This window comes from Weissella paramesenteroides (assembly GCF_051903945.1).
Classification (GTDB): Bacteria; Bacillota; Bacilli; order Lactobacillales; family Lactobacillaceae; genus Weissella; species Weissella paramesenteroides_A.
This window is the reverse complement of sequence record NZ_CP192268.1, coordinates 1396004-1422386: the sequence shown is the minus strand read 5'-3', so window position 1 is coordinate 1422386 and position 26383 is coordinate 1396004. Positions and strand designations below refer to the sequence as shown.

The following is a 26383-nucleotide window of genomic DNA, read 5'->3' as shown; positions in this document are numbered from 1 at the left end:
CTAACTCATGAAATTTAAAAGGTTACATCTTAAACTGGGAATAATTCCAGCTTAGATGTAACCTTTTTATTTTTGGATTAATTTTTTATATGTTGCTGCGTGTTTAATGGAAAGTGATTGGTACTTTCGTCAATGGGCCATAACCAATAATTGTTATTTGCCAGTAGCTGTGTTTGTTTGGTATGGAGCGCCATCATATCAGAAAATTTTATTTGCCTTAACTCTGATGGAAAAGTGTGAACTTGAATAGGATAAACTTGAGAAACTAGTTCACGACTCTCATCAACTAGTAGGGCAAATCTTGGCTTTACAGCTGGTGCAAGATAAATTTTAATCATCATAACTCCTTTTTTCAAATGTCTCGGAAGAGCTCCTGCCAAGCGCTTTTATTAAGCTTTGATTTCTTACGGTGTATACGAGTCTTTTTCACATAATTAGCTTTTTTAAATGCACGGACAATGTCAGCTTGAACTCCTCTTTCTGGGGGTAAGTTTTGGACAATAAATTCAACCGTTTGCGGTGGCAAATTTTTAAATGACGTTTGATGATCAATGAACCAATGGCGCATTTCTTGGTTCAAGCCAGCATGTCGACGGATACGTTGCAACAGTTCATCGAGCCCAAAATTTAATTGATGAATTTCAGTTTGCAGCTGTCGAGCGACTGGCTCAGGAATGCCGATGTGATCAGCAAAATGAGTAATACCTAGTTTTATTTCTTCACCAAAATCATTTGTTAGAACATATTGATATTTTACGCGACGACCACAGTCACAATATAACTGGGGTTTATGAGGGGCTTCATAATTAAAATTTTCATGATAAGCAATTAAGGACCAATGTCGCCCATGACCGACTAATTCATGATTCATAAATAGTGATGTTTGTTGATAACGGATATGCTTTTGTATAACAGCTTGCTGCTCACTAGTTAATTGGTGCCACGTTTCTGCACGTCGTTGTTTTGTGAGTGAGACCTTTTTAGTTTTTGGTTTAGTGACTGGCATGATTTTAAACTTCGACTCTTTAATTATTTTACTTCTTCTAAACGTTGTTGGATTGCTTTATAAATACGTTCGACATCAGTTGGAGTACCACGCAATTCATAATTAGCAATTAACGGTACATTAAACTGCAGCGCATAACGACGAGCTGTTAGGATGTATTGGGCGTTAAAATTTTTATTTCCTGATCCAATAATTCCTAGTAAATGTTGTTGGTTTGCGGGTATCTCTAATTGTTCACGTAGGCAATCCGTCAATATCTCAAATACACCATTATCGATACCGTTGCCACCATCTAGATAGGTCGGTACAAAGACAAAAAAAGGTGCATCTTCAATTATGTCAGGGGTTGCATCTGAAACTTCAATTGGGGTAAAAGAGATCCGTCCTTGCGTTTCAGCATACGCTGTTAGTTTTTCAATAAATGAGTGGGTATTGCCAGAGATTGAAGTATATAACAGATGAATAGGCATTTTTATCCTCCAAAATTTTCTACTAACACTAAGTCTAAAAAATATTATGATAATTGGCAATTAAATATGTAACGGAAAGTTATTATTTAATCTTTTTGTAATAATCACTCAAAAGGCTTATGTGGTGCTATAAAGCCTATGTCAAGCCTTTTTTTAAGCAAATTAATAGCTTGCAAACAGTTAGTTGAGTGGTTTATACTCAATGTCATATTAACAAAGCGTTAGGTTTTATAGAAGAAGAAAGTTTAGGTGAAAATATGCAAAACGTGACTGTATATACAAAAAATAACTGCATACAATGTCTCATGACTAAGAAGACATTAACGCAATATGGTATTAGCTATTCAGAAAAGAATGTTGAAAATGATGCTGAAGCACTTGCCTTCTTAAAAGACAAAGGTTATCAATCAGTACCAGTTGTCTTTTCAGAAGATATGGAGCCCGTTAGAGGGTTCCGACCAGATTTGCTTGCAAAGTTAAGTAAAGCAATCTAATTCAATCAAAATAATTAATTAAGATACTTATGTGTCGGTGCAATCAATGGGATTCCGCTTTACACTAGGTACGCGGGGGAATTATATGTCATTAGCAACGCTGGATTTAGATAAGGTAACTTATTTTGATCTGAATAACCAATTAAATATTCCAAAAAATAATAGTATTCAGTTACAGAAAGATACTGAAGCGCTACAGGCTTTTATTCAAGAAAACGTTAAGCCAAATACGAAGCAATTTAACTCAGTACAGGATCGTTTTGATTATTTGATTGCAAACGATTATGTGGATCAAAAAATGGTCAACAAGTACACGATGACTTTCATCGAAAAGCTATATGCATATTTGGAATCACAGAATTTTCAATTTAAGTCTTTTATGGCTGCATACAAGTTTTATGCACAATATGCTTTAAAAACAAATGATGGTGATTATTACATTGAAAATTACAATGATCGAATTGTGATGAATGTTCTATTTTATGCTAATGGGGATGAAGAGCTGGCCATGAATTTAGCTGATGAAATGATTCATCAACGTTATCAGCCGGCGACACCTTCTTTTCTAAATGCTGGGCGGTCACGTCGAGGAGAGTTGGTTTCATGTTTTATTTTACAGGCAACTGATGATATGAATGCCATTGGACGTGTGATTAATTCAGCACTTCAATTATCTAAAATTGGTGGTGGTGTAGGTATTGTTTTGTCGAATTTGAGAGAAGCTGGTGCCCCAATCAAAGGCATTACTAATGCTGCGTCTGGGGTCGTTCCTGTTATGAAACTATTGGAGGACTCATTTTCATACTCAAACCAAATGGGTCAACGTAATGGTGCGGGAGTAGTTTACTTATCAGTATTTCATCCAGACATTATGAATTTTTTGGCAACTAAAAAGGAAAATGCTGATGAAAAGATTCGTGTCAAAACATTGTCACTTGGACTAACTGTTCCTGATAAATTCTATGAACTAATTAAAAATAATTCAGATATGTTTCTATTCTCACCATATGACGTCGAGCGAGTATATGGCAAGCCATTTAATTATGTAGACATCACGGCAGAATATGATGCCATGGTGGCTAATAAGCAAATTCGCAAAAAGAAAATTCGTGCTCGTGAACTAGAGACTGAAATTTCAAAGTTACAGCAAGAATCTGGTTACCCTTATATTATCAATATAGACACGGTTAATGCTGCTAACCCAATTGCTGGAAAAATTATTTCATCTAACTTATGTTCAGAAATATTACAAGTTCAACGAGCATCACAAATTAATAATGAGCAAACTTATGATGAAATGGGAACAGATGTTTCATGTAATCTTGGTTCAACTAACATTGTTAATATGATGGCAACAAAGAACTTTGGTAAGTCGGTCGATGCAATGGTTCGTGCATTAACATTTGTATCGGACCAAACAGATCTCGATATTGTGCCATCTGTAAGGTTAGGTAATCGTCAGACACATGCAATTGGCCTTGGTGCTATGGGATTACACGCTTTTTTTGCTAAAAATCATATGTATTATGGTGATGAAGAGGCGTTGGACTTTACTAATGCCTACTTCTTAATGCTAAATTATTATAGTTTGGTTGCTTCAAACAATATTGCGAAAGAACGCCAATCTAGTTTTTATGAGTTTGAGAAGTCAACTTACGCTAGTGGGGCTTATTTTGATAAATATATTAATGAAGATTGGTCACCAAAAACAGATAAGGTGAAAGAAATCTTTTCTGTACATCATTTCCCAACAAAGGCGGACTGGATTGCATTAGCGGAGTCAGTTAAGCAATATGGGTTATACAATGCATATCGCATGGCTATCGCGCCAACTGGGTCAATTTCATATGTGAATGACGCAACTGCTTCATTGCATCCTATCATTAATCGTGTTGAAGAGCGACAGGAAAAGAAGATTGGAAAAATTTATTATCCAGCACCTTATTTAGGAACAGATACGTTACCCTACTATGAGTCTGCGTATAATATGGATATGCGTCGTGTTATTGATGTTTATGCAGCAGCACAACAGCACATTGATCAAGGAATGGCATTGACATTGTTTATGCGTTCCACAATACCTGCGGGACTATACGACTGGAAGGATGGTCATACTGAAAAGATGACCACACGTGACTTAAACATTCTAAGATTGTATGCTTATCAAAAGGGAATCAAATCAATCTACTATATTCGTACTTATACGGATGATATGGAGGAGTTTGGTGTTAATGAATGTGAAAGTTGTTCAATTTAGACTGCGGTATAGATAAGGAATAAGGTGAACAGATGACAGCAGGATATGAAGCAATCAACTGGAATGCAATTGAAGACAAGGTTGATAAAGCCACTTGGGAAAAATTGACAGAGCAATTTTGGCTTGATACAAGAATTCCTCTGTCAAATGATTTGGATGATTGGCGTAAAATGACCGAACAAGAGCACTATTTGGTTGGTCACGTTTTTGGTGGGCTAACATTACTAGATACATTGCAGTCTCAAGACGGTATGGCGTCTTTGAAGCAAGCAACTAGGACACAACATGAACTAGCAGTTCTAAATAATATTGAGTTTATGGAATCTGTCCATGCCAAATCATATTCGTCAATTTTCGAAACATTACACACGCCGGCTGAAATCGATGAGATATTTGATTGGACAAATAGCAATGAATTTTTGCAATATAAAGCTAATCGAATTAATCAGGTTTATCAAAATGGTAGCCAATTACAACGTAAAGTTGCCTCAGTATTTTTAGAGACATTTTTGTTTTATTCAGGATTCTATACACCGCTTTGGTATTTAGGACACAATAAATTAAATAATGTTGCCGAAATTATTAAGTTAATTTTGCGTGATGAGTCAGTTCATGGTACGTACATTGGCTATAAATTCCAATTAGGGTTCAATGAGCTTAGTACAGATGAACAAAATGAATTGAAGACCTGGTTATACGATTTATTGCTAGATTTATATGGAAACGAAGAAAAATACACTAAATTATTATATGATGAAATTGGATGGACTGAGTCTGTGCTAACATTTCTTCGCTATAATGCGAATAAAGCATTGATGAATTTAGGTCAGGATCCATTATTCCCAGACGGGGCTGAAGACGTTAATCCAATCGTTATGAATGGTATTTCGACAACAACCTCAAATCATGATTTCTTCTCACAAGTCGGTAATGGTTATCGCCTTGGTCAAGTTGAAGCTATGGAAGATGATGATTATTATATTGAATAGTATTGCGTAAGTAAAAAAGACGTGATATTATTATGACATTAATAAACGAGGAGAAAATTAGTTATGGTTAAAGTTAATTTCCAATTAAATGGTTGGTGGCGCAGATAACGCGTACGAGCTATGATTGCATAGACTTGGTACGTGGTTCCTTTTGGAGCAGATGTATTGAGTCTGTGCTGACTAATTTTCCAAAAATTATTGGAAAGGGTTACACGACTTTGTGTATGGTCCTTTTCATGTTAAACACGAGAGGGTACTATAGTATCTGCTCGTGTTTTTTATTTTGTCAAAAAGATAATAGTGGAAGTGAGTGAGCAAATGAATAAAAAAATATTGGGTACAATCGGCGTATTAGCGTTATTTACACTTTTTGCTGGTGTATATGAGACGGTTGATAAGCAGCAAAAAAAAGCCATACCAACAGTAGCAGTTTTACAATTTATGAAGCATCCGGCCCTAGATGCAATTAATAAAGGTATTTATGAGGGATTAGCAAGTGAAGGATTTCATAAAGGAAAAAATATCAAAATACTTTTTGAAAATGCTCAGGGGGACCAATCAAATTTAAAAACAATGGCATCAAAATTTGATAATGCTCAGGCCGATGTATCGGTAGGAATTGCAACCCCAGCAGCAGTATCTTTAGCAAACACAATTACCGATAGACCAGTTGTGTTTGCTGCATCAACAACACCAATACAATCAAAACTTGTGAAAAGTTATCAGCACCCAGGCGGTAATGTGACAGGTGTGTCAGATCAAGCACCTTTGAAATCACAATTAAAAATGATGCAAACTTTTTTGCCGCATCTAAAAAATCTGGGTGTTATCTATACTTCTTCTGACGATTCAGCATCGATTCAAGCCAAACAGATGATGGCATTAGCCAAAAAAGCAGGTATTCGGGTAAAACCATATACAATCTCATCATCAAATGATTTAAATCAAACTTCTAAGCAAATGGTTGCTAATCACCAGGTTGATGCAGTATTCGTGCCAACTGACAATACGATTGCAGGGGCAATGCCAACGCTGATTGATAGTACAAATGCAGCGAATGTTCCGGTATTTCCAACGGTAGATACCATGGTTAAAGATGGTGGTCTTGCAGCAGAATCAATTAATCAAGAAAAATTAGGAATCAAGACAGGAAAGCAAGTTGCCCAAATATTAAAGGGCAAAAAGCCCAAAGATATGCCAGTTGGTTTTATTAAAAAGGGTGATTTAGTCATTAATCGCGCACAGTTAGATAAATTAGGCATTAAATTGCCAAATAAATATAATCAACAAGCAAAATTCGTAAAGTGAGGCAATTATGAATATTTTAATTTCAGCTATTGGACAAGGATTGATTTGGGCAACCTTAGGATTTGGATTATTCCTAACTTTCCGTATTTTAGACTTTCCCGATATGACAGTGGAGGGAACTTTCCCCTTAGGTGCGGCAACTGCAGTTACTTTAATATCAAATGGAATCTCTCCAATTATTGCGACAATCTGTGCAGCATTAGTGGGAAGTTTAGCAGGATTAGTTACTGGTCTACTATATACAAAGGGTAAGATTCCTATTTTGCTTGCAGGAATTTTAACAATGACAGCGGCCTATTCGGTTAATTTAAGAATTATGGGTCAAGCCAATCGATCATTGCTAGGAAAAAACAGCTTATTTTCGTCTCACTTTTTAAAAATTTTACCCCCTAATTTTCCAGTCATTGTTATTGGATTGATTATGATTGTATTATTGACAATTTGTTTGGCATTATTTTTGAAAACAGAATTAGGTCAATCTTTTATCGTGACTGGTGATAATCCTAAAATGGCTCGTTCTTTAGGTATCAACACAGACAATATGACAATTTTAGGATTAATGATTGCTAACGGGTTAATTGGCCTCGGGGGGGCATTAGTTTCACAGAATAATGGCTTCGCCGATGTGAACATGGGTGTTGGTACAATTGTGGTTGCACTCGCCTCAATTATTATTGGTGAAGTTGTATTTACTGATACACTGACTTTGACTGAACGTTTAATTACAATTGTTATTGGATCAATTTTCTATCGATTTGTTCTAGTTATTGTCTTATATATCGGCTTTAATGCAGATGATTTGAAATTAGTAAGTGCCATTATACTTGGACTGGCATTGATGTTACCAGGAATACGCTCAAAGTTGCGTTTAAATGCATTTTTAAAACGAGGATAACTAACTATGGCTTTAAAAGAAAAATTACGATTAGATCATGCAACGGTTGTTGTCAATCAGGGTCAATCGAATGAAAAAACAATATTAGATGATGTATCGTTAATCCTGCGAGATGGTGATTTTGTGACCGTTTTAGGATCTAACGGTGCTGGTAAGTCAACACTGTTTAATGTTATTGCTGGTTCTTTGGCGCTAACTAGTGGACATATTTTCCTGGGCGATCGTGATGTTACTAAGTTAGATGAAGCACAACGGACACATTTTTTGGCGCGAGTCTTTCAAGATCCCAAACTGGGTACTGCACCACGAATGACAGTAGCAGAAAATTTATTGTTGGCCGAAAGAAGAGGCTTAAGAAGACGCCTAAAAAATCGTGGATTGACTGATGAAAAAAAGGCATCCTTCGTGGCAGTTACTAAAACCATGGGGAATGGTTTGTCGGATAGATTAGATATGGATGCAGGTGATTTATCAGGTGGTCAGCGACAAGCCTTGTCATTCTTAATGGCTACCCAACTCAGACCAGAGGTGCTATTGTTAGATGAACATACAGCAGCATTAGATCCTAAGACAAGTGCACAATTAATGCGAGTGACAAACGAACGAATCCATGAAGAAAAATTAACAGCATTAATGATTACCCATCATTTAGAAGATGCGTTAGATTATGGTAATCGTTTAATCATTATGTCAGAAGGGAAAATTTCATTGGATGTTAGTGGTGAAGAAAAGGAGAAATTAACAGTAACTGATTTATTGAATTACTTTAATCGTTACTAATAACAATAGTGTGATGAAAAAAAACATATTAGCTAATAGTTTGGCAGTTGCAGGTGGAGGATTTATCGGTGGTGTATTACGAGCAATCATGCTGAGTATTTTTCACAATAATCAGTTTCCATGGGCAACAATTATTGTGAACCTAACGGGTACTTTTATGTCCGCCCTGTTAGTCATATTGCTTGGTAGGTTGACTAAACTTAGTCAAGTGACGGCAAACTTTATTATGGTGGGCATATTAGGTGCATATACGACTTACTCAACAGCACTGGCTGATATTAGTCGATTATCTTTTTTTGCGGCTTTGTTGTATTTATTAATAAGCATCGGCGGTGGTGTGGCAGTTGTGCTGATAAGTCGTGTAATTGGTCGTAAAATGGTGATGTCATGGCAGAAATAATGTTAACTGGGTTAGGGGCAATGTGTGGCTCTCTAATTCGTTTTGGATTATTAACAGTGGCTCCTCGGTGGTTTGGAAAATTAGCAGAATTAATGGTTGTCTGCATTAATCTATTAGCAGCATTGGGTATGGGGATTGTTGTGGTATTAATTTTGCCGGATTGGCTTCATACAATTTTAGCACCAGGTATTTTAGGTGGTTTGTCAACGTTTTCAGCACCAATTGTTGACATTGCAGATGCTATTCAAAAACCGCATGGTCCACATAAAATGCTAGTTTTTAAAACAATTATGACATTTATTGGGGGCTTGATTATTTTTTGGCTTGGCATGCAAATTGGTCAAAATTTGCTTTAAGTGTACAGATATATGTAAAAAATAAGAATAATTTGCTTGATGGGTTAATCTTTGTTGAATGGTTGTTTCACAGGTGGTACACTCAATAGTATGAGATATGAGAGATAGCAAAATAGGGGATAGCCACATGAGTTTAATTAATCGCGATCGAATTAATGCTATTCGTCAAGCTAATGATATTCCTGTTCGTGAATTAGCAAATATTGGCATTAGCCGTAATCGCTATTATCGGTATTTGAATAATGAAAATGACTTACCAGCTGAAGGATTTATTTCACTGATGAGTCATTTATTATTAACGGGAACAGAAGTAAATACAGAACTAGTCAATGGATTTGATACTGTTGAAGGATTAATCATTGCTTTGCAAGAGGCAAATCAAAAACATGCGGTTGATGATATAAAAGATATTAGTCGTCGCGGTTATCATTTGTTTCGTAATACGATGGCTCGTGGTTATTTACGCGTGGCCAGTCTTGCAGATGTTCTGCATGCACAGATTGTTCCTGATGAACATGCGCAAATTGCCAAAAAAATTCTAATTGATTCTTTTGAAGCAGTCACAATTTGGCGAGAAATGGATGTTGCGTTGCTAGCACCAATAATTACAGATATTCCAGTGGAAAGAGTTGCTGATTATTTAACAATTATTTGGTCTAAACATTGGTCACATCATACAATGGAAATGCTTAACACAATGACCGCTAAATTTTTAGTCATGTTGTTAGGAGAAGAGCAGCTTCACCGAGAAATTTTCAATGAAGTTGCCTCATGGATGGTAGAACAGCCACGTGATGCGATGAGTTTTGCTTGGTGGTCTAATTTGGTAGATCATTTGGCGAAACATCGATGGGAAAAGGCTGAGGCAGACATACAGGTAGTTGAGCAATTGAAAATGCATGACATGTTTGACAATGGACAAGATTTATTACGCGCTTGGCAAAATTATGTTTCTACAGTTTATGATAAATAGTCAATAAACTAATTGGAACACGTTTAAAGGGTCAGCAATTTACTAACTTCGATGAAGTGGTAAATTGCTGACCCTTTACATATTATGGTAGTTTCTTTTTATTTTTCCGAATTTTTAGTATAGTACTGCTGTATTTGTGGTGAATTGACAGAATTACTTATTAGCAATTACTTCGATATGATTGCCGTCAATGTCGTCAAGATAAAAAATTATGTGTCGACCATCAGCACTTTCTGTTGCAGGTTTTGATTCTTTGACTTCGTAATTAATAAAATGATTTTCTACTGATTCACGATGGTCACGTACAATGACCTGAACAGTAATTGGCTCAGCAGCTGGATCTTCTGTAAACACAATAGCATGTTGGTCAAAGTATAAATGTCTTGATTCGTTTATACCAAATTCAGTTGGTAAATCAAATACCTCACGATAAAATCGTACCGTATTTGGTACATTTTTTGCTGGAATTTGTAAAGGGCTGAATTTTCTAACTCGCATTTGTTACACCTCAATATTTTTAATTTATCAACTATTTATTATACGCCTAGAATTAAAACAATGACGACAAAAGTCATTTAGCAAACGTCTTTGTTTTAGGAGGTCAATTTATGACAATTAAAATTATATCAGTGAGGCAACTAGGTGATTTATTAATGCAGCGTTATGCCCATTCACCACAGGAAGGTTGTTGGGTAGTTGCTGTAACAACACAAATGACAATTATTGAAATCTATCAAGTTGCATTGGGTACTGTAGATAGTGTGAGTATTCATCCACGTGATGTTTTTCGACATTTAGTAGCAACTAATGCTTATGGTTTTATTTTGTGCCACAATCATCCTAGTGGCAATTTGAATGCATCATCTGCGGACAAATCAGCAATGTCTCAAATGGCCATGTGCAGCCAGATTATGCAGGTTCATTTTCTGGATTTTATGATCATTTCGACAAAAGGATATCGAAGCTATCGGACAGAACATTTATTACCCAAAGTTGAGCTAGAAACACTAATCGATTTATGGACTAAGGTCGACAACATGTGATAAACTTAGTAAGAAATTGCATGGTACTTTTTAAAGTACATGGTTAGAATTATCAAAAATAAAAAAAGAAAAGGGAAAGTGCTGTGTTTTCATTTGGAACTCGAAATGTTGGAATAGACTTAGGAACAGCTAACACGTTAGTATACATTGAAGGTAAAGGAATCGTTCTTCGTGAGCCTTCTGTTGTTGCACGGAATACAAAAACTAATGAAGTTGTTGCCGTTGGTACTGCTGCTAAAGAGATGCTTGGACGGACACCTGGTTCAATCACGGCTATTCGGCCAATGCGTGACGGGGTCATTGCTGATTACGAAACGACAGTTGCAATGCTGAAGTACTATTTGGGTAAGGCATTAGGTACTCGTGGTGCAAAACCATATGTTACGATTGGTGTGCCTTCAGGGGTAACAGCTGTTGAGAGGCGTGCTGTCATTGATGCTGCTCGTGTGGCTGGTGCTCGTGATGCTTATGTTATCGAAGAACCCTTTGCAGCAGCTGTTGGTGCTGGCTTGCCAGTAATGGAGCCAACTGGATCAATGGTTGTTGATTTAGGTGGTGGTACGACGGATGTTGCAACCATCTCACTTGGTGGTATTGTTTCATCACGCTCGATTAGAATGGCTGGTGACAAAATTGATGAAGCAATTATGACTTATGTACGTCAAAAGTACTCAGTCTTAATTGGAGAGCAAACGGCAGAACGGCTAAAAATGGCGATTGGGTCGGCAGATGTTGAGGCATCTGAAGATATGGAAGGTACCACTGCACGCGGAAGGGATTTGGTAACTGGCTTGCCAAAGACGATTGAAATTAAGGCGAGTGATGTTGCTGATGCTATTAAAGATGTTATTGCTGAAGTGATTGTTGCTATTAAAGAAACTTTGGAAGAAACATCTCCTGAAATTGCTGCTGATGTTATTGACCGTGGTATTGTCTTGACTGGTGGTGGTGCGCAATTAGCTCATTTAGATGAAGTGATTGCAGAGGCAACCAAGGTGCCTGTTTTTGTCGCACCAGAACCATTAGATGCGGTTGTTATTGGTACAGGTGAAGCTTTAAAGTCAATTGATGTTTTAAAAAATAATTAAGCCGAAACTTGTAAAGTAGTGACTACCCGCCGTTATTTTCAGGGTAGTTTATTCATACGTGCTAGAATTGATAGGTAAAAGCTCATGCAGTATGATAAAACAAGATAAACGAAAGGCATGTTTAAGATGAAGAATATCTTTACATCACGTCGGCTAGTGATTGGTGTCATTATTGTCATTGTTGCGATTGGTGCTATCACTTTAGGTGCACGTGCCCACAATTCAGAAAAAGAACCTTCTTTGCCAGTCCGGGTTATTTCGGACGTATCAGGTTGGACTTCTAATATTGTGAATGCCCCAATAAGAGCAATTAAAGGTGGCTTTGATTCAATTGATGAGTTGATGAATACCTACCAAGAAAATGATCGTTTAACTAAAAAGGTTGATGATTTAGCACAAACAAAAGTTCAGTTGCAGGTCTTGCAACAAGAAAATCGTGCATTGAAAGATCAACTTAAAATAAGTGACACATTGACAGATTACAAGGTTGTTAATGCGGTTGTTACTTCACGGTCTCCAAGTAATTGGCAGACGCAATTGATTATTGATAAAGGTACCAATGCAGGTTTGAAGAAGGGATTATCTGTGATGGGTTCAGGTGGTCTTATTGGACGTATTACTCAGGTAAATACAACCAATGCCAAGGTTGAACTTCTATCAGATAATAGCCAAGTTTCAGATCGATTTGCTATTCGTGTACAAAACAGTGCGGGAGAAACAGTCGACGGGATTATAACTAGTTTTAATCAATCTAAAAATCTGATTGTGATGGGTCAAATTACATCAAGTGTGTCAGTTAAAAAAGGTGATTTAGTTACAACTAGTGGACTTGGTGGTGTAACACCATCTGGATTGTATGTTGGTAAGGTTGAGAAGGTTGGAAGTGATAACTATGGGTTGTCAAAGAAAATTTATATCAAACCAGCAACTGATTTTAATAACATTCCGGTTGTGAGTGTTGCCATTCCTTAGATAATATAAAAAGAGATCAAATTTTAATTTGATCTCTTTTTATATATTAAACAATTTACTTTTAGTTTGAAGAAACAATTTTACGATCGTTTAATGACTGTAGATCACGGTTGTTGTGACTGTAAAATGTCATCAAATTAGTGATTTGCTCCTGTGAGAGTGTAACTGGTGTTTTTAGTACATACCATTCGACATTTTCAGTTAAAGGTGGTGTGGTTAATGAACCAATATAGTGATAATATTCCTTATCTTCAGGGATAATGTCATTGACTGGTATTTCAAAGTTAGTCGTTTCATTCATGTGTTGCAGAACAGCATCATAGGTTGCCGATGCATTGCCGGCCTTAACAACCACTGCAACAACTGCTAGGCGACCGTCAATTGCTTCGTGTACGAAATGAATTTCAGCATCATATGATTGCTGATTAATTGTGTGTTCGCTAGGTGTGTGAATATGAAATTGTTTAAGTGAAAAGGGACGATTTCCTAATTGGGCCTGCCCTTTTAAACCAACCTCAATACCCGCACCTGTATCTCGTACATAATTTGCAGTGTGATTGTAATTGAAGGATAGTGCTGTTTGAAAATCATTTTTAATGACAAGATCATCAGATAATGCAATGGGCGATTGCATGTTGCCAGAAACACGTGGCCATTTATCTTGTGCTGCGTAATCTAATTTTTCCATGTTATTTCTCCTTATAAACCATACTCTCTTAAGTGTAGCAGTCTAATATGTTTTATTACAGGAATTTTTTATTGTAAATTAGTTGACGGGGTAGTTAAAATCAGGCTACTATAATGTAGTTACCAATTTTGTAACGACTATGGAGAATAATTATGCTGAAATATATAAGTACCACATGGATTCATTTTATTTTAGTTATCATTGCCATTATGCTTGATGGCGGGATATCATTATATTTGGCACCATTACTATTTAAACAACCGATGTCGGCAAGCCCAATGCTCTCACTAACAGTTGTGATGATGCCTGTTATGACGGGATACGCACAACAAATTAAGCGTAAGTGGTTGTATCTTATTGCACTGTTTGCAGGTATGCTGGTTGACATTTTTTATACTGGCATTATCGGTCCGGCAATAATCGGTTTTTTGCTAATTCTTCGTTTAGCAGAATTCATTCAAGGATATTTGTCTTATAGTTTCTCATCGTCATTGGCTGTTTGGTTCGTCACATTGACAGCATACATGGTATATGATTATGCGGCGTTTGGTATTATTAGTTTGGTAAATTTGAATGTACCGAATTTTATTATGTTCCATTTATTTCCAACAATTATTGTTAATTTAATTCTATTCATTGTTGTATATGATTTTATTACGTATTTGTATAATGCAACTAAAAAACCAGATATTTCATCTTATGATGTCACACTTCGTGATTTGAATAGTCGCTTAGCTTTGAAATCACGTTCTCAGAGAAATATTTCAAAATAAGATTGACTTATGATTTGTTTTAATTTATATTGTTGTAAACAGTTATTTATAAAAAAGATTTGATTGGAAGAGTAGTCTTGTTATCTTGTTAAAGAGAGTTACGCTGAAGCTGAAAAGTAACCAAGGTACTAGATGAACCACACCCAAGATTATCGGAGCCTAATCGTTCCCGTGTCATGATGTTATCCATGAGTGCCATTTGATATCAATGGTACTAGAGTATTAGCTAGTAATGGTTAATTAAACTGAGGTGGAACCACGAGTAATCGTCCTCAAGCAATCTGTGTGATTGCTTGAGGGCTTTTTTATTTATTAAGGAGATTATTGCAGATGGACTATATTATACAGATTTTACCAAGCATTCTAAGTGGCTTGAAAATGACAATTGGTGTGTTTGTATTAACATTGATTGGGTCAGTGCCATTGGGAATTCTAGTATCGCTAGCTTTGCGATCAGATATTTACTTGTTGAAGTGGGTTATGAATGCGTATGTATGGATAATGCGTGGGACACCTTTGTTACTACAAATCGTGTTTGTGTATTATGGATTAAGTTTAGCGAATATTATGACTTTGCCACGATTTGAAGCAGCAGTAGTGACCTTTATTTTAAATTATGCAGCTTATTTTGCCGAAATATTCCGTGGTGGTATTCAAAGTATCCCGGATGGTCAATATGATGGTGCAAAAGTGCTAGGATTCAGTAAATTTCAAACAATGCGTAAAATTGTTTTGCCACAAGTATTCAAAATTGTGATGCCATCGATGGGGAATGAAGTGGTCAACCTAGTTAAGGATTCTTCATTGGTTTATGTCATTGGATTAGGTGATTTGATGCGTGCCGGAAATATTGCAGCTTCTCGGGATGTGACATTAGTTCCATATTTGTTGGTCGGGTTAGTGTATTTGGTACTGATTGCTTTGGCAACGATTATTCAACGTCGTATGGAAAGTAAATTGAACTATTATCGTTAAGGGGTAAGCATTATGTTAGAAATTAAAAATTTAGCAAAAGTTTTTGGCGATCGTGTAATTTTTAAAGGAATGGATTTAACGATAAATGATGGTGAAGTATTAAGTATCGTGGGTCCTTCAGGTATTGGTAAGACAACATTTTTGCGTATTTTAGCCGGCCTATTGCCAGCAGATCGTGGGGAGTTGATATTAAATAATGAATCATTAAATATTGCGGGTGATCGTCAAGGCGCACAAGTGGGTGTCATTTTTCAAGACTTTAACCTATTTCCACAATATACAGTCAAGGAAAATGTGACACTAGCCCCACAACTTGTTAAAAAATTGTCAAAAAAAGAAGCGAATAACATCGCAGACGAATTATTAACTAATTTAGGGTTAGAAGAACAAATTAATCAGTATCCATTTCAATTATCTGGTGGTCAGAAGCAACGTGTCGCAATTGCCCGGGCGCTTGCAATGAAACCAGGAATTTTGGCTTATGATGAACCAACATCAGGGCTAGATGCGGGCTCGACAGATCGTGTGATTAAGGTCATTAAACAATTGAAAGAACAGGGTGTTACGCAACTAATTGTTACTCACGATTTACCGTTTGCACAGGCGGTTGCTGATAAAACTTTTGATTTTGGTACGGATGTCTCAAGAGGAGGAAGCCTATGATTAAGTCTAAAATTAATTGGCGACGACAAATTATTGGTAATGGTCTTGTTATTATTGTCTTAGCTTTAATTGGTGGTTTCTTTTGGTATCGATCAGTTCATAGTCAAGATACTTGGCGTCAAGTAACAGCTGATAAAACAGTCGTTATCGGGGTTGATGATACTTTTGTTCCCATGGGTTTCCGCGATAAAAGTGGTAAATTAATTGGGTATGATGTCGATTTGGCTCGGGCTAGTTTGAAAAAAATTGGACTAAAAGCAAAATTTCAGCCCATTGATTGGTCGATGAAAGAGACGGAATTGAAGACAGGTCATATTGATATGATTTGGAATGGTTATACGATTAATAACGACCGAAAGAAAAAAGTCGCATTTTCAAATCCGTATCATCATGATCGCCAAGTTATTGTTACTATGAAAAATCAACAAATTAATAAGTTGTCTGATTTAAAGGGTAAGCGGTTAGGTGCACAAACAGGTTCATCAGGATTATTAACTTATACTGAAAAAGGGAATAGCTTGCGGAAAACTGTTGGGTCTGATGCACAACAGTATGATACCTTTGATAAAGCACTGAATGATTTACAAGTTGGTCGATTAAATGCTGTATTAATTGATGCTGATTATGCAGGTTATTATATTGCGCATGAGAAAGATCCTGAGTCTTTCAAAATAATTCAAACGAATTTTGGTACGGATTCATACGGCGTTGGTATGCGTAAAGGGGATGTTACCTTGCGTAATAAAGTTAACGAGGCACTTGCGCAGGTCAAGAAGGATGGAACGATTGACAAAATATCACAAAGATATTTTGGAACCGATAATAAATAAATTAAATGGGTGTGCGAAGGATGATGGTAATCTTGTTGCACACATTTAAAACCATTAATCTGCCAAATTATGGATAGATTGGTGGTTTTTTGCGTACAAAAGTTATTTATGATGCAGTTATTTTTAATTATTTAAAAAAAGATATTGAGATTATATGAAAGAGCAAGTAGACTAAATGGTATAAATTAGAGATGTGTCATAGTAAGTAATAAAGGGGTAATAGTTGGGATGAAAACAGATATTGAAATTGCACAATCCGCTGATGTTTGGCCAATTGAAAAAATTGCTTCACATGTTGGCTTGAAGCCGGAGGAATGGGAACCCTATGGTCGTGACAAGGCGAAGGTGCAACTTAGTGAGCAATCACAACAGAATAAACTAGGTAAACTGATTTTAGTAACGTCCATTAATCCCACACCTGCTGGTGAAGGTAAGTCTACTGTTACAGTAGGTTTGGCCGATGCGTTGATGCATCAAAAACATAAAACAATGGTTGCATTGCGTGAACCATCTTTGGGACCAGTTATGGGACTAAAGGGTGGTGCCACTGGTGGCGGTTATTCACAGGTGGTTCCGATGGCAGATATTAATATGCATTTTACTGGTGATTTTCATGCATTAACCAGTGCACATAATACATTGGCTGCCCTAATTGATAATAGCTTGTATCAGGGTAATCCATTAAATCTTGATCCACGACGTATTTTGTGGAAACGAGCACTTGATGTGAATGATCGGGCATTACGTCATGTGACGATTGGTCTAGGTGGTCCGACATCAGGTGTGCCACGTGAAGATGGTTTTGATATTACAGTTGCCTCTGAGTTAATGGCTATCTTAACGTTGTCGCATGACTTAACTGATATGAAACAGCGAATCTCAAAAATTGTGATTGGATATACTTATGATAAAGTTCCTGTGACAGTAGCTGATTTAGGCGTTGCAGGTGCTATCACAACCCTGTTAAAAGACGCAATCAAACCTAATTTAGTCCAAACTTTGGCACATACACCGGCACTTATTCATGGTGGCCCTTTTGCTAACATTGCACAAGGAACGAATTCGATCTTAGCAACCAAAACGGCCTTACAATTATCAGATTATGTGGTGACAGAAGCCGGCTTTGGTGCTGATTTAGGAGGCGAAAAGTTCCTTGATTTTAAGACACCATTACTAGGAAAAGTACCAGATACGATTGTCATTGTTGCCACTGTTCGTGCATTAAAGATGCATGGAGGTGAGGACAAGCAGAATTTAAAAACACCTAATCTATCTGCCTTGAAGCTAGGACTTGTCAATTTGGGTCAACATATAAAAAGCATGAAGCGATATGGCATACCGGTAGTTGTTGCGATAAATCAATTTACGCATGATACGAAGGAAGAACTTACATTAGTGAATGATTATGCGAAAAGTCTGGGTGTCGAGGCCTATGTTGCTGATGTGTGGGGACAAGGTGGGTTAGGTGCACAAGACCTAGCTACTGGGGTTGTGCAAGCAACTGAACAGGCGAAAAGTCAAGATTTTCAACCACTTTATCAACCAGAGGATGATGCAATTGTAAAAATTAATCATATTGTGCAGGAAATATATGGTGGTGATAAAGCTGTTTTATCTAGTAAAGCTGAAAAACAATTGGCAACATTCAAAAAATATGGTTGGGATAAGTTGCCAATTATTATGGCAAAGACTCAAAATTCATTGACTGATGAATCAAAACGAATCGGGGCACCCAAAAACTTTGATATCCATATTCGTGAATTTATACCTAAGTTAGGCGCAGGTTTCTTAGTTGCATTAACTGGTTCAATATTGACTATGCCAGGACTGCCTAAACATCCAGCAGCACTTGATATAGATATTGCTAGTGATGGTCAAATAACGGGATTAAACTAAATAAAGAACAAAAAGTAGCTGAGTGATACAAAGATGATTTAAATCCTAATTATTATTTTGGCACACAGTTAAGGGGACATTGGTCTACCAACTTTTATAAAGTGGTAGTTCAATGTCCCCTTTCAATATATAAAATACAGCTATTTCAGTCCGTCGAAATAAAGATTAGTACCACGAATTACTAAACCCTTTTCGACGATATAAGTCTGCAGCATATATACGGTAAACATTTTCCGAAAATTGTAGCCAAGCAATAGCTAAGAACCAACCGGCAATTGCAGATGCAACATTAGAGTTGGGTGCTAATAGGGTCATCATAAACGTGCCTATCCAACAAAGTAGTAGCAAAGTTTGACAAACAAACTGTAAAAAGTTATGTTGAACTTCTGGGATGATGATTAATAGGACATAAGAAATTAACAAGGTCATAAAAAATGTTGTATGAGCAGGGTAAACTATTTTTGTACCATTAACTTCTAAATTGAAGAATAATGAAAGAACGTTAATCAATAGCCAACCACTTAAACTGGTCAATAAAATCCAAGTTGCGGGTATTTTAAATTTAAATCCCCATAAAAAGAATGCGATGACAAATATAAGTAAACCAGCAAGTAACCCATGACTAAAAATATAGGCTGGTTTCATGATGTTTTCTAACCAAGTAGGCACCACAGCTCTTGCAATTGAATGATCAATTTGTGAGAGTGTGTGCAAAAATCCCTGATGTCTATAAGTCAGTATTGAAATTATGATAAATAATATCAAACTAAGCATTAGCATCAGAAAACGTGTGCGTGATTTAGCTATAATCATAAGCCCGTACTCCTTTGTCCATCTAAAAATTTTAGATGTTTAACTATGGTAATTTTATCATGTTTGTAATAAATAACCCATGGATACAGGCAATGCTTAATGACTCTTTTACTTTACCTAAAATATAACTTGACAAAGTAAAATGAATTCAGGTATATTTATGGTACAAATTAAATAGGATATAGAGGTTGCAACCAACAAAATTAGTCTAAGGGAGCTGACAGGTTAGGATTTTGGACGAAAGGGGCGGTTGCCGAAATGATGAGTGTGGTAATATTCATTGTTGGTGTGTACATTAATAGTGTGCAGACTGTCGCGGCAAAATAGTCGGCTGCGGAGAGCTATCGACAATACTAAAAACTAATGAGTTCCTAGTTTATACGATAGATGTGTAAACTAGGATTTTTTTTGTTTTTAAATGCGTTAGGCCTTTGTTTAGGAGGAATTATGGCAGATAATCAACAACATACGGGTCATTTGAAAAGAACGATGAAAACTCGTCATCTTTCAATGATTGCATTAGGAGGGACGATTGGAACAGGGTTGTTTGTTGCATCAGGAGCAACAGTTTCTCAGGCTGGACCGTTTGGAGCATTAACAGCTTATGCCGTAATTGGTATAATGGTTTATTTCCTAATGACCAGTCTAGGAGAAATGGCAACTTATATGCCAGTTTCAGGTTCATTTTCAGTTTATGCAGATCGCTTTGTTGATCCAGCATTTGGTTTTGCGATGGGTTGGAATTACTGGTTTAATTGGGCCATCACAGTAGCTGTAGAAGCTGCTACTGTGGGGGTTGTTATGGGATTTTGGTTGCCAGATGTGCCAAGTTGGATTTGGTCAACAATTGTCTTGGTTTTGATTACAATGATTAATTTATTGTCTGCTAAAGCATATGCTGAGACAGAATTTTGGATGGCAATGGTCAAAATCATCGCCGTTGTGGCATTTTTGATTGTTGGATTATTAACTATCTTAGGTATTATGTTTAAGCAGCCAGATGTTGCACGGAATCTTTCTGCTGGCGGACATCACGGATTTATTGGCGGTTTTGGCGGTATTTTGTCAGTATTTATGGTTGCTGGATTCTCATTCCAAGGAACTGAGATGGTTGGTATTACAGCTGGTGAATCCGAAACACCTGAAAAGTCAGTACCAGCTGCTGTAAAGCAAATTTTTTGGCGAATTTTACTATTTTATATTTTGGCTATCTTTGTTATTGGTGCAGTTATTTATTACAAAGATCCAAATTTATTGCATTCAAGTGAATCAAACATTGCTGTCTCACCATTTACGTTGGTATTTAAATCTGCAGGATTGGCAGCGGCAGCATCAATTATGAATGCAGTTATTCTAACAGCAGTGGTATCATCAGCTAATTCAGGTCTATATGCATCTACTCGTATGCTTTATTCAATGGCTATTGATGGTATGGCGCCCAAAATTTTTAAGCGCGTGAATGTTCGTACAGGAATTCCTGTACCTGCAGTACTGGCAACGGTAGTTGTTGGCTTGTTTACGTATGTGACATCGATTTTTGGTCAGGACCTATATTATTACTTAGTGGCTGCATCTGGATTAACTGGATTCATTGCTTGGATTGGGGTTGCTATCTCTCACTTCCGTTTCCGTCGTGCTTTTGTTGCACAAGGGAAAGATGTTGATAAATTACGTTATAAAGCAAAATGGTTCCCATTTGGACCAATTGTTGCGTTGATATTATCAATTGTTGTTGTTCTTGGGCAAGATACAGCATCGTTTAAGGGAGCGATCGTTGATTGGAACTGGCCAGGAATTATTACAACTTACTTAGCATTACCATTGTTCTTTATTTTGTATTTTGGTTATAAAATAAAGCACCATACGAAGTTACGTAAGTTAACAGAAGTTGATTTAGAAACACATGCACGACCATTAGATTAGATGAATATTTCACGGAGATTAGAACAAATTGTTCTAATCTTTTTTTATATAAAAAAATCACAAAATATATTCAAATTCATGTTAGCGCTTTATTAGTTAATATGAAAAGGTTCCTATTTATAAGGGATGAAAAGTGTTCTACTGATGAAACAAATGGCAAGTTGAATTTGTATACAAAGAAAGTGATAAATAGTACAATGATTGCAGATAGATAGAAATAGCAATATCTTTTACTAAGGAGAAGTTTTTAATCATGAAGAAGACCAAGATTGTTTCAACGCTTGGACCAGCCAGCTCTGATGTAGAGACGATTACAAAAATAATCGAATCTGGCGCAAATGTTGTCCGTTTTAATTTTTCACATGGTGATCATGAGGAACATTTAGGACGAATGAATGCTGTTCGTGAGGCTGAAAAAGCAGCTGGCAAGAAGGTTGGTTTCTTGTTGGATACAAAGGGTGCAGAAATTCGTACCACTGTACAAGAGCCTGGTAAGATTGAATTTAATATTGGTGATGTTGTTCGTATTTCAATGGATGCTTCTATTGAAGGTACGAAGGAGAAAATTGCTGTAACATACCCAGGATTGTTTGATGATGTGCATGTTGGTGGTCATGTCTTGTTTGATGATGGAAAACTTGACATGGTTATCACTGAAAAAGATGATGCAAACAAGGAATTAGTAACTGAAGTACAAAATCATGGTATTTTGGGTTCACGTAAGGGTGTTAACGCACCTGGTGTTTCAATTAACTTGCCTGGTATTACTGAAAAAGATGCGGATGACATTCGTTTCGGTTTGAAGAATGGTATTCAATATATCGCAGCCTCATTTGTTCGTAAGGCAGCCGATGTACTTGAAATTCGTGAGTTGCTTACTGAATCACACCATGAAGAAGTTATGATTTTCCCAAAGATTGAATCACAAGAAGGAATTGATAACTTTGATGAAATTTTGGAAGTTTCTGATGGATTAATGATTGCTCGTGGTGACATGGGTGTTGAGATTCCAGCTGAAAATGTTCCTTTGGTACAAAAGAACTTGATTCGTCGCTTGAATGCTGCTGGAAAGCCAGTCATTACGGCAACAGATATGCTTGATTCAATGCAAGAGAACCCTCGTCCAACACGTGCGGAAGCATCAGACGTTGCTAACGCTGTGTTTGACGGTACTGATGCAACGATGTTGTCAGGTGAATCTGCAAATGGTGCTTACCCAGTTGAAGCTGTTTCAACGATGGCACGCATTGATGAAAAAGCTGAGACATCATTGGCAATGAATGGTCGTCATGATGATGATCATTTTGATCCAACAGATGTTACCGAATCAGTTGCTTCAGCAGTTGCAAATGCTGCTGGTAATTTGAATATCAAGGCTATTGTTGCAGCAACAAACTCAGGTTATACTGCAAAAATGATTTCAAAGTATCGTCCAAATGCAGATATTTTGGCATTGACTTTCACTGAAAATGTCCAACGTATGTTGAATATCTACTGGGGTGTGCAACCAACGATTGCAGAACCAGTTGAGAATACTGATGCAATGATTGATTTGGCAAAGAAAGAAGCTGTTAAGGCTGGCCTTGCAAGTAAGGGTGATACGATTATCGTTACTGCAGGTATTCCTGTAACGACTTCAGGAACAACTAACTTGATGACTATTGTCACAATCGACTAATAATCAAAATAAAAATTAACATACCTAGTGAGCAACTTAATTGGTTACTAGGTATGTTTTTTGTTTGCTTGCACATAATGGGCGTCTGAGTTAATTTATGGTATTCTTAACCTAGTAAGAACATAGTAAACGAGGAAAAATCATGAGTTGGCAAAAAATTGTTGTAGAGACACAGACAGAGTCAATTGAAGCAATCAGTAATATATTAATGACACATGGTGCAGAGGGTGTAGAAATTGATGATTCTGCGGAATTAGAATATTATCAGCCGTCTGATGCAACAGTAATGGTGAAAAAAGAAGATATTATTCATCGTTTGAATGGCGCAGCAGTGATTGGCTACTTTGCCAATGGCATTAATTTACAGTCGTTGACCGAGTCAATTCAAATCGAAGTTAACCAATTATCTGATTTCGGATTAGATGCTCATCCAGGGACAGTTACTGTACAGTCGGTAGCAGACGCAGATTGGGCAACTGAGTGGCAAAAATACTACCATCCTGTTCGAGTTACTCGTCATGTAACAATTGTACCTAAGTGGGAAGATTACCAACCGCTTCAAGCTGATGAACAAGTTATTGTATTAGACCCAGGAATGGCATTTGGTACGGGAACGCATCCTACGACAAAGTTAATGATTCAAGCATTAGAAGTTATCGTGCGTGGTGGTGAATCCGTGATTGATCTTGGAACTGGTTCAGGTGTCCTGGGAATTGCAGCTCGTTTATTAGGTGCTGGTGAAATATTAGGAACGGATATTGATGAGGTAGCGGTTAAGTCAGCACAAGGAAATGTTGATTTAAATCCAAAAGCTGCTGACATGCAGTTAATGGTTAGTGACTTGTTGAAAGATGTTCCTGAAAAGAAATATGATATCGTAATTGCCAACATGTTAGCTGAAGTCCTAGATATGTTGATCCCTAATGTTAATGATATTTTGCAACCAAATGGTTATTTATTATTATCTGGTATTTATTATGATAAACGTGATAAGATAATTGATGCGTTAACAGAGCAAGGCTTAGTTGTTGAACAGTCAACAAAGTTAGGTGATTGGTATGGTATCATTGCAAAGCTTGCGGATGAGGAAAATTAATGCAAAGATATTTTTTGAATGAGATGCCAACAGGTAATGAATTTCAATTACCAGAAGAGGTGTCTCATCATTTCATAACAGTTTTGCGAAGTCGTGAAGGTGCGGAAGCAGAATTTGTATTACCAAATCAACATGAAGTGATTGTTGCTAAGATAGTTAGGTTTGAAGCAGAACAAGCAGTTATGACAGTTATTTCACGACAAGAAACGAATGTTGAATTACCAGTTGATACAACTATTATTATTGGCTTATCTAAAGGTGATAAACCTGAAATGGTGGTGCAAAAAGCGACAGAACTTGGTGCTCATCATATTGTTGTGGTTGAAACAGCTTGGTCTGTTGTTCACTGGGGACAAAAAGCAGCCAAAAAATTAGTACGCTTGAATAAAATAGCAGCAGCAGCTGCTGAACAAGCGCACCGTCTGCAGATACCTGATGTTACTTATCAATCATCATTAGATGGATTAACGATTGATGCTACATTGAAATTGGTTGCTTGGGAAGAAAGTGCAAAGCAAGGTGAAACAAGTGAACTGGTGCGCCAATTAAACCGATTACAACCAAATGATTCTGTATGTTTTTTATTTGGACCAGAAGGTGGTCTATCGCCTCAAGAAATTGATATCTTGATAGGACAAGGTTTTGTACCGGCTGGATTAGGGCCACGTATTTTGAGGGCAGAAACAGCGCCTCTATATACCTTAAGCGTTTTAAGTTATGTTTTAGAATTAAATATATAGTAGTAAATAGGAGTTTTTTATGAAAAGGTTCAATAAAACTTTTGATTGGCGTTTCTGGATTTTTATGCCGATTTTAGGCATACTTTTCCCATATATCATTAATTTGACGAAATTAACCGCTAATTTCAAAATTATCGTATCACTTTTTATTGTTAATATGGTGTTTAGCATTGTAGCTGGCAGATTCTTGCGTCATACAGGTGCTTTTTGGGTGCTATTACTTGTTTGGCCAATTGTATTTTTGATTTCGATCTGGCTACAAATTAATTCTGCATTTTATGGCTATTACCTGGCCTTGTTATATTTGATTTTAGAAATTTTTGCATTTACTAGTGGTCAAGAAGAAGAACTTGATATCGATAAGCAAATTCCAATTGATGGTGGATTTGGTGAAATTTAATAACGCAACGTGTTTTGATAAATATGTGCAAATGTTTATAGACTAAAACAGATTATGCTGTTTTAGTCTTTTTTTATTGTCGTTGTTGTCATTTTTAATTAAAATAATTCATTTTGTCGCGCTCTTCTCCCCACTCTCTCCCACACATTATTTAATTGAAAAGTCAGATGTTTTAGTGTTCATGATTGTTGTTAAAATTACGCATAATTGTAAACTTTATGTTAAAAAAGTCACTATATGCCGTTGTGTCAGTCTTTTTAGCAATAAATGTTTGAAAAAACAATGTGGGAAGTGGTGGGGAAAGGTGGTTGAAAGTGGGATATTGTGGTAAATTAAATGTATTGAATTGTCGAATAGATTGGTGAATTGTATTTTTTACATGTCGAAGTTTAGAAAGGAGGAATTAGCTGATGTTTATGGGAACCTATCAACACTCATTAGATACAAAAAATCGGCTAATCATTCCTGCTAAATTTCGAAACCAATTAGGTGAGTCTTTTGTGATCACTAGATGGATGGATCATTCGTTAAGGGCTTATACCCTTGAAGGATGGCAGGACTTTTCAAAAAAAATTAATGCGTTACCAGAAACTAATTCAAAGGCACGTCAGTTTAAGCGATTTGTATTCGGTGGTGCCCTTGAGGTCGAATTTGATAAACAAGGACGTGTTAATCTCTCGCAGACGCTACGTGATTATGCAAAAATCGAGAAAAATGTAACGGTTTTCGGTCTTGGAGATACAACCTTCGAACTATGGAGCACTGAGAAGTGGCAAGCTTATGAAGATGAAACTGCAGAAAACTTCGATGACATTGCAGATGGTTTAGAAGAGCTAGGGTTTTAATAGCTACGTATTAGATTGAAAGGAACTGAAAG

The 26383-nt window shown here is 36.7% G+C and carries 29 protein-coding genes and 1 riboswitch; of the genes, 23 read left to right on the top strand and 6 right to left on the bottom strand.

Going from position 1 to position 26383, the window contains the following annotated elements; all coding sequences use genetic code 11:
* Positions 1-77: 77 nt before the first annotated feature.
* From ACQ4QH_RS06855 to ACQ4QH_RS06845, 3 genes are read right to left on the bottom strand one after another with little or no spacing between them, the layout of a single operon-like run.
* A complete protein-coding gene (locus ACQ4QH_RS06855) occupies positions 78-341 on the bottom strand; it encodes a hypothetical protein (RefSeq protein ID WP_439818282.1) in 264 nt (87 codons plus the stop codon).
* 11 nt (positions 342-352) lie between these two features.
* The gene (locus tag ACQ4QH_RS06850) at positions 353-1006 is read right to left on the bottom strand and encodes a hypothetical protein (RefSeq protein ID WP_439818281.1); all 654 of its coding nucleotides are present in this window, start codon (positions 1004-1006) and stop codon (positions 353-355) included.
* A 23-nt stretch (positions 1007-1029) separates the two neighbouring features.
* Positions 1030-1476: a class Ib ribonucleoside-diphosphate reductase assembly flavoprotein NrdI gene (locus ACQ4QH_RS06845; RefSeq protein WP_439818280.1), complete on the bottom strand. Its 447-nt coding sequence runs from the start codon at positions 1474-1476 to the stop codon at positions 1030-1032.
* Positions 1477-1733: 257 nt separating this feature from the next.
* Between ACQ4QH_RS06845 and nrdH the strand changes: the two genes are divergently transcribed.
* From nrdH to ACQ4QH_RS06800, 9 genes are all read left to right on the top strand, one after another.
* On the top strand, positions 1734-1970 hold the full coding sequence (nrdH, locus tag ACQ4QH_RS06840) for a glutaredoxin-like protein NrdH (protein WP_040760879.1): 237 nt from the start codon (positions 1734-1736) through the stop codon (positions 1968-1970).
* An 85-nt stretch (positions 1971-2055) separates the two neighbouring features.
* Positions 2056-4227 (top strand): class 1b ribonucleoside-diphosphate reductase subunit alpha, encoded by a 2172-nt coding sequence (gene nrdE, locus ACQ4QH_RS06835; protein ID WP_439818279.1) that lies wholly within the window; start codon positions 2056-2058, stop codon positions 4225-4227.
* Between the two features lie 32 nt (positions 4228-4259).
* Positions 4260-5216 (top strand): class 1b ribonucleoside-diphosphate reductase subunit beta, encoded by a 957-nt coding sequence (nrdF, locus tag ACQ4QH_RS06830; protein ID WP_002828579.1) that lies wholly within the window; start codon positions 4260-4262, stop codon positions 5214-5216.
* A gap of 318 nt (positions 5217-5534) precedes the next feature.
* The gene (gene trpX / locus ACQ4QH_RS06825; RefSeq protein ID WP_439818278.1) at positions 5535-6524 is read left to right on the top strand and encodes a tryptophan ABC transporter substrate-binding protein; all 990 of its coding nucleotides are present in this window, start codon (positions 5535-5537) and stop codon (positions 6522-6524) included.
* A 7-nt stretch (positions 6525-6531) separates the two neighbouring features.
* Positions 6532-7419, top strand: coding sequence for an ABC transporter permease (locus tag ACQ4QH_RS06820; RefSeq protein ID WP_439818277.1), 888 nt, complete (start codon positions 6532-6534; stop codon positions 7417-7419).
* Positions 7420-7425: 6 nt separating this feature from the next.
* Positions 7426-8199 (top strand): ABC transporter ATP-binding protein, encoded by a 774-nt coding sequence (locus tag ACQ4QH_RS06815; RefSeq protein WP_002828576.1) that lies wholly within the window; start codon positions 7426-7428, stop codon positions 8197-8199.
* 13 nt (positions 8200-8212) lie between these two features.
* A complete protein-coding gene (locus ACQ4QH_RS06810) occupies positions 8213-8599 on the top strand; it encodes a fluoride efflux transporter FluC (protein ID WP_439818276.1) in 387 nt (128 codons plus the stop codon).
* Positions 8587-8955: a fluoride efflux transporter FluC gene (locus ACQ4QH_RS06805; protein ID WP_439818275.1), complete on the top strand. Its 369-nt coding sequence runs from the start codon at positions 8587-8589 to the stop codon at positions 8953-8955. The genes ACQ4QH_RS06810 and ACQ4QH_RS06805 overlap by 13 nt, the downstream gene beginning before the upstream one ends.
* Before the next feature lie 127 nt (positions 8956-9082).
* A complete protein-coding gene (locus ACQ4QH_RS06800) occupies positions 9083-9928 on the top strand; it encodes a hypothetical protein (RefSeq protein ID WP_439818274.1) in 846 nt (281 codons plus the stop codon).
* 153 nt (positions 9929-10081) lie between these two features.
* Here the strand turns inward: ACQ4QH_RS06800 and ACQ4QH_RS06795 are convergent, their stop codons facing one another.
* Positions 10082-10426: a VOC family protein gene (locus ACQ4QH_RS06795; protein WP_439818273.1), complete on the bottom strand. Its 345-nt coding sequence runs from the start codon at positions 10424-10426 to the stop codon at positions 10082-10084.
* Positions 10427-10536: 110 nt separating this feature from the next.
* Here ACQ4QH_RS06795 and ACQ4QH_RS06790 point away from each other — a divergent pair, with 110 nt between their 5' ends.
* The 3 genes from ACQ4QH_RS06790 (at position 10537) to mreC (ending at position 13031) form a co-directional block, all read left to right on the top strand.
* Entirely contained in the window at positions 10537-10971 is a 435-nt protein-coding gene (locus ACQ4QH_RS06790; protein ID WP_439818272.1) for a JAB domain-containing protein, read from the top strand.
* An 83-nt stretch (positions 10972-11054) separates the two neighbouring features.
* A complete protein-coding gene (locus ACQ4QH_RS06785) occupies positions 11055-12059 on the top strand; it encodes a rod shape-determining protein (RefSeq protein ID WP_002828570.1) in 1005 nt (334 codons plus the stop codon).
* Between the two features lie 126 nt (positions 12060-12185).
* Positions 12186-13031, top strand: a complete 846-nt coding sequence (mreC, locus tag ACQ4QH_RS06780; RefSeq protein ID WP_439818271.1) for a rod shape-determining protein MreC — start codon at positions 12186-12188, stop codon at positions 13029-13031.
* A 61-nt stretch (positions 13032-13092) separates the two neighbouring features.
* On the opposite strand, the gene ACQ4QH_RS06775 is transcribed toward mreC, so the two are convergent.
* A complete protein-coding gene (locus ACQ4QH_RS06775) occupies positions 13093-13719 on the bottom strand; it encodes a carbonic anhydrase family protein (protein WP_439818270.1) in 627 nt (208 codons plus the stop codon).
* A gap of 152 nt (positions 13720-13871) precedes the next feature.
* On the opposite strand from ACQ4QH_RS06775, the gene mreD reads away from it, so the two are divergent.
* The 5 genes from mreD (at position 13872) to ACQ4QH_RS06750 (ending at position 18856) form a co-directional block, all read left to right on the top strand.
* Entirely contained in the window at positions 13872-14492 is a 621-nt protein-coding gene (gene mreD, locus ACQ4QH_RS06770; RefSeq protein WP_439818269.1) for a rod shape-determining protein MreD, read from the top strand.
* A 330-nt stretch (positions 14493-14822) separates the two neighbouring features.
* Positions 14823-15467 (top strand): amino acid ABC transporter permease, encoded by a 645-nt coding sequence (locus ACQ4QH_RS06765; RefSeq protein ID WP_131473354.1) that lies wholly within the window; start codon positions 14823-14825, stop codon positions 15465-15467.
* A gap of 12 nt (positions 15468-15479) precedes the next feature.
* Positions 15480-16130 carry an amino acid ABC transporter ATP-binding protein gene (locus tag ACQ4QH_RS06760; RefSeq protein ID WP_439818268.1) on the top strand — a complete coding sequence of 217 codons (651 nt, stop codon included), beginning with the start codon at positions 15480-15482 and terminating at the stop codon, positions 16128-16130.
* Positions 16127-16960: an amino acid ABC transporter substrate-binding protein gene (locus ACQ4QH_RS06755; RefSeq protein ID WP_439818267.1), complete on the top strand. Its 834-nt coding sequence runs from the start codon at positions 16127-16129 to the stop codon at positions 16958-16960. Before ACQ4QH_RS06760 ends, ACQ4QH_RS06755 begins: the two co-directional genes overlap by 4 nt.
* Positions 16961-17188: 228 nt before the next feature.
* Positions 17189-18856, top strand: a complete 1668-nt coding sequence (locus ACQ4QH_RS06750; protein WP_439818266.1) for a formate--tetrahydrofolate ligase — start codon at positions 17189-17191, stop codon at positions 18854-18856.
* Positions 18857-19021: 165 nt separating this feature from the next.
* Here the strand turns inward: ACQ4QH_RS06750 and ACQ4QH_RS06745 are convergent, their stop codons facing one another.
* Positions 19022-19669 carry a hypothetical protein gene (locus tag ACQ4QH_RS06745; protein WP_439818265.1) on the bottom strand — a complete coding sequence of 216 codons (648 nt, stop codon included), beginning with the start codon at positions 19667-19669 and terminating at the stop codon, positions 19022-19024.
* Positions 19670-19843: 174 nt separating this feature from the next.
* A riboswitch (Lysine riboswitch) is annotated at positions 19844-20021 on the top strand.
* 95 nt (positions 20022-20116) lie between these two features.
* On the opposite strand from ACQ4QH_RS06745, the gene ACQ4QH_RS06740 reads away from it, so the two are divergent.
* The 6 genes from ACQ4QH_RS06740 (at position 20117) to mraZ (ending at position 26351) form a co-directional block, all read left to right on the top strand.
* Complete coding sequence (locus tag ACQ4QH_RS06740; RefSeq protein WP_439818264.1) at positions 20117-21592, top strand: amino acid permease; 1476 nt, start codon at positions 20117-20119, stop codon at positions 21590-21592.
* Positions 21593-21845: 253 nt separating this feature from the next.
* Complete coding sequence (gene pyk / locus ACQ4QH_RS06735; protein WP_439818263.1) at positions 21846-23270, top strand: pyruvate kinase; 1425 nt, start codon at positions 21846-21848, stop codon at positions 23268-23270.
* Positions 23271-23412: 142 nt separating this feature from the next.
* Positions 23413-24366, top strand: a complete 954-nt coding sequence (gene prmA, locus ACQ4QH_RS06730; protein ID WP_439818262.1) for a 50S ribosomal protein L11 methyltransferase — start codon at positions 23413-23415, stop codon at positions 24364-24366.
* Positions 24366-25106 (top strand): RsmE family RNA methyltransferase, encoded by a 741-nt coding sequence (locus ACQ4QH_RS06725; RefSeq protein ID WP_439818261.1) that lies wholly within the window; start codon positions 24366-24368, stop codon positions 25104-25106. Before prmA ends, ACQ4QH_RS06725 begins: the two co-directional genes overlap by 1 nt.
* 19 nt (positions 25107-25125) lie before the next feature.
* Positions 25126-25506 (top strand): hypothetical protein, encoded by a 381-nt coding sequence (locus ACQ4QH_RS06720; RefSeq protein WP_439818260.1) that lies wholly within the window; start codon positions 25126-25128, stop codon positions 25504-25506.
* 410 nt (positions 25507-25916) lie between these two features.
* A complete protein-coding gene (gene mraZ, locus ACQ4QH_RS06715) occupies positions 25917-26351 on the top strand; it encodes a division/cell wall cluster transcriptional repressor MraZ (protein ID WP_439818259.1) in 435 nt (144 codons plus the stop codon).
* Positions 26352-26383 lie beyond the last annotated feature (32 nt).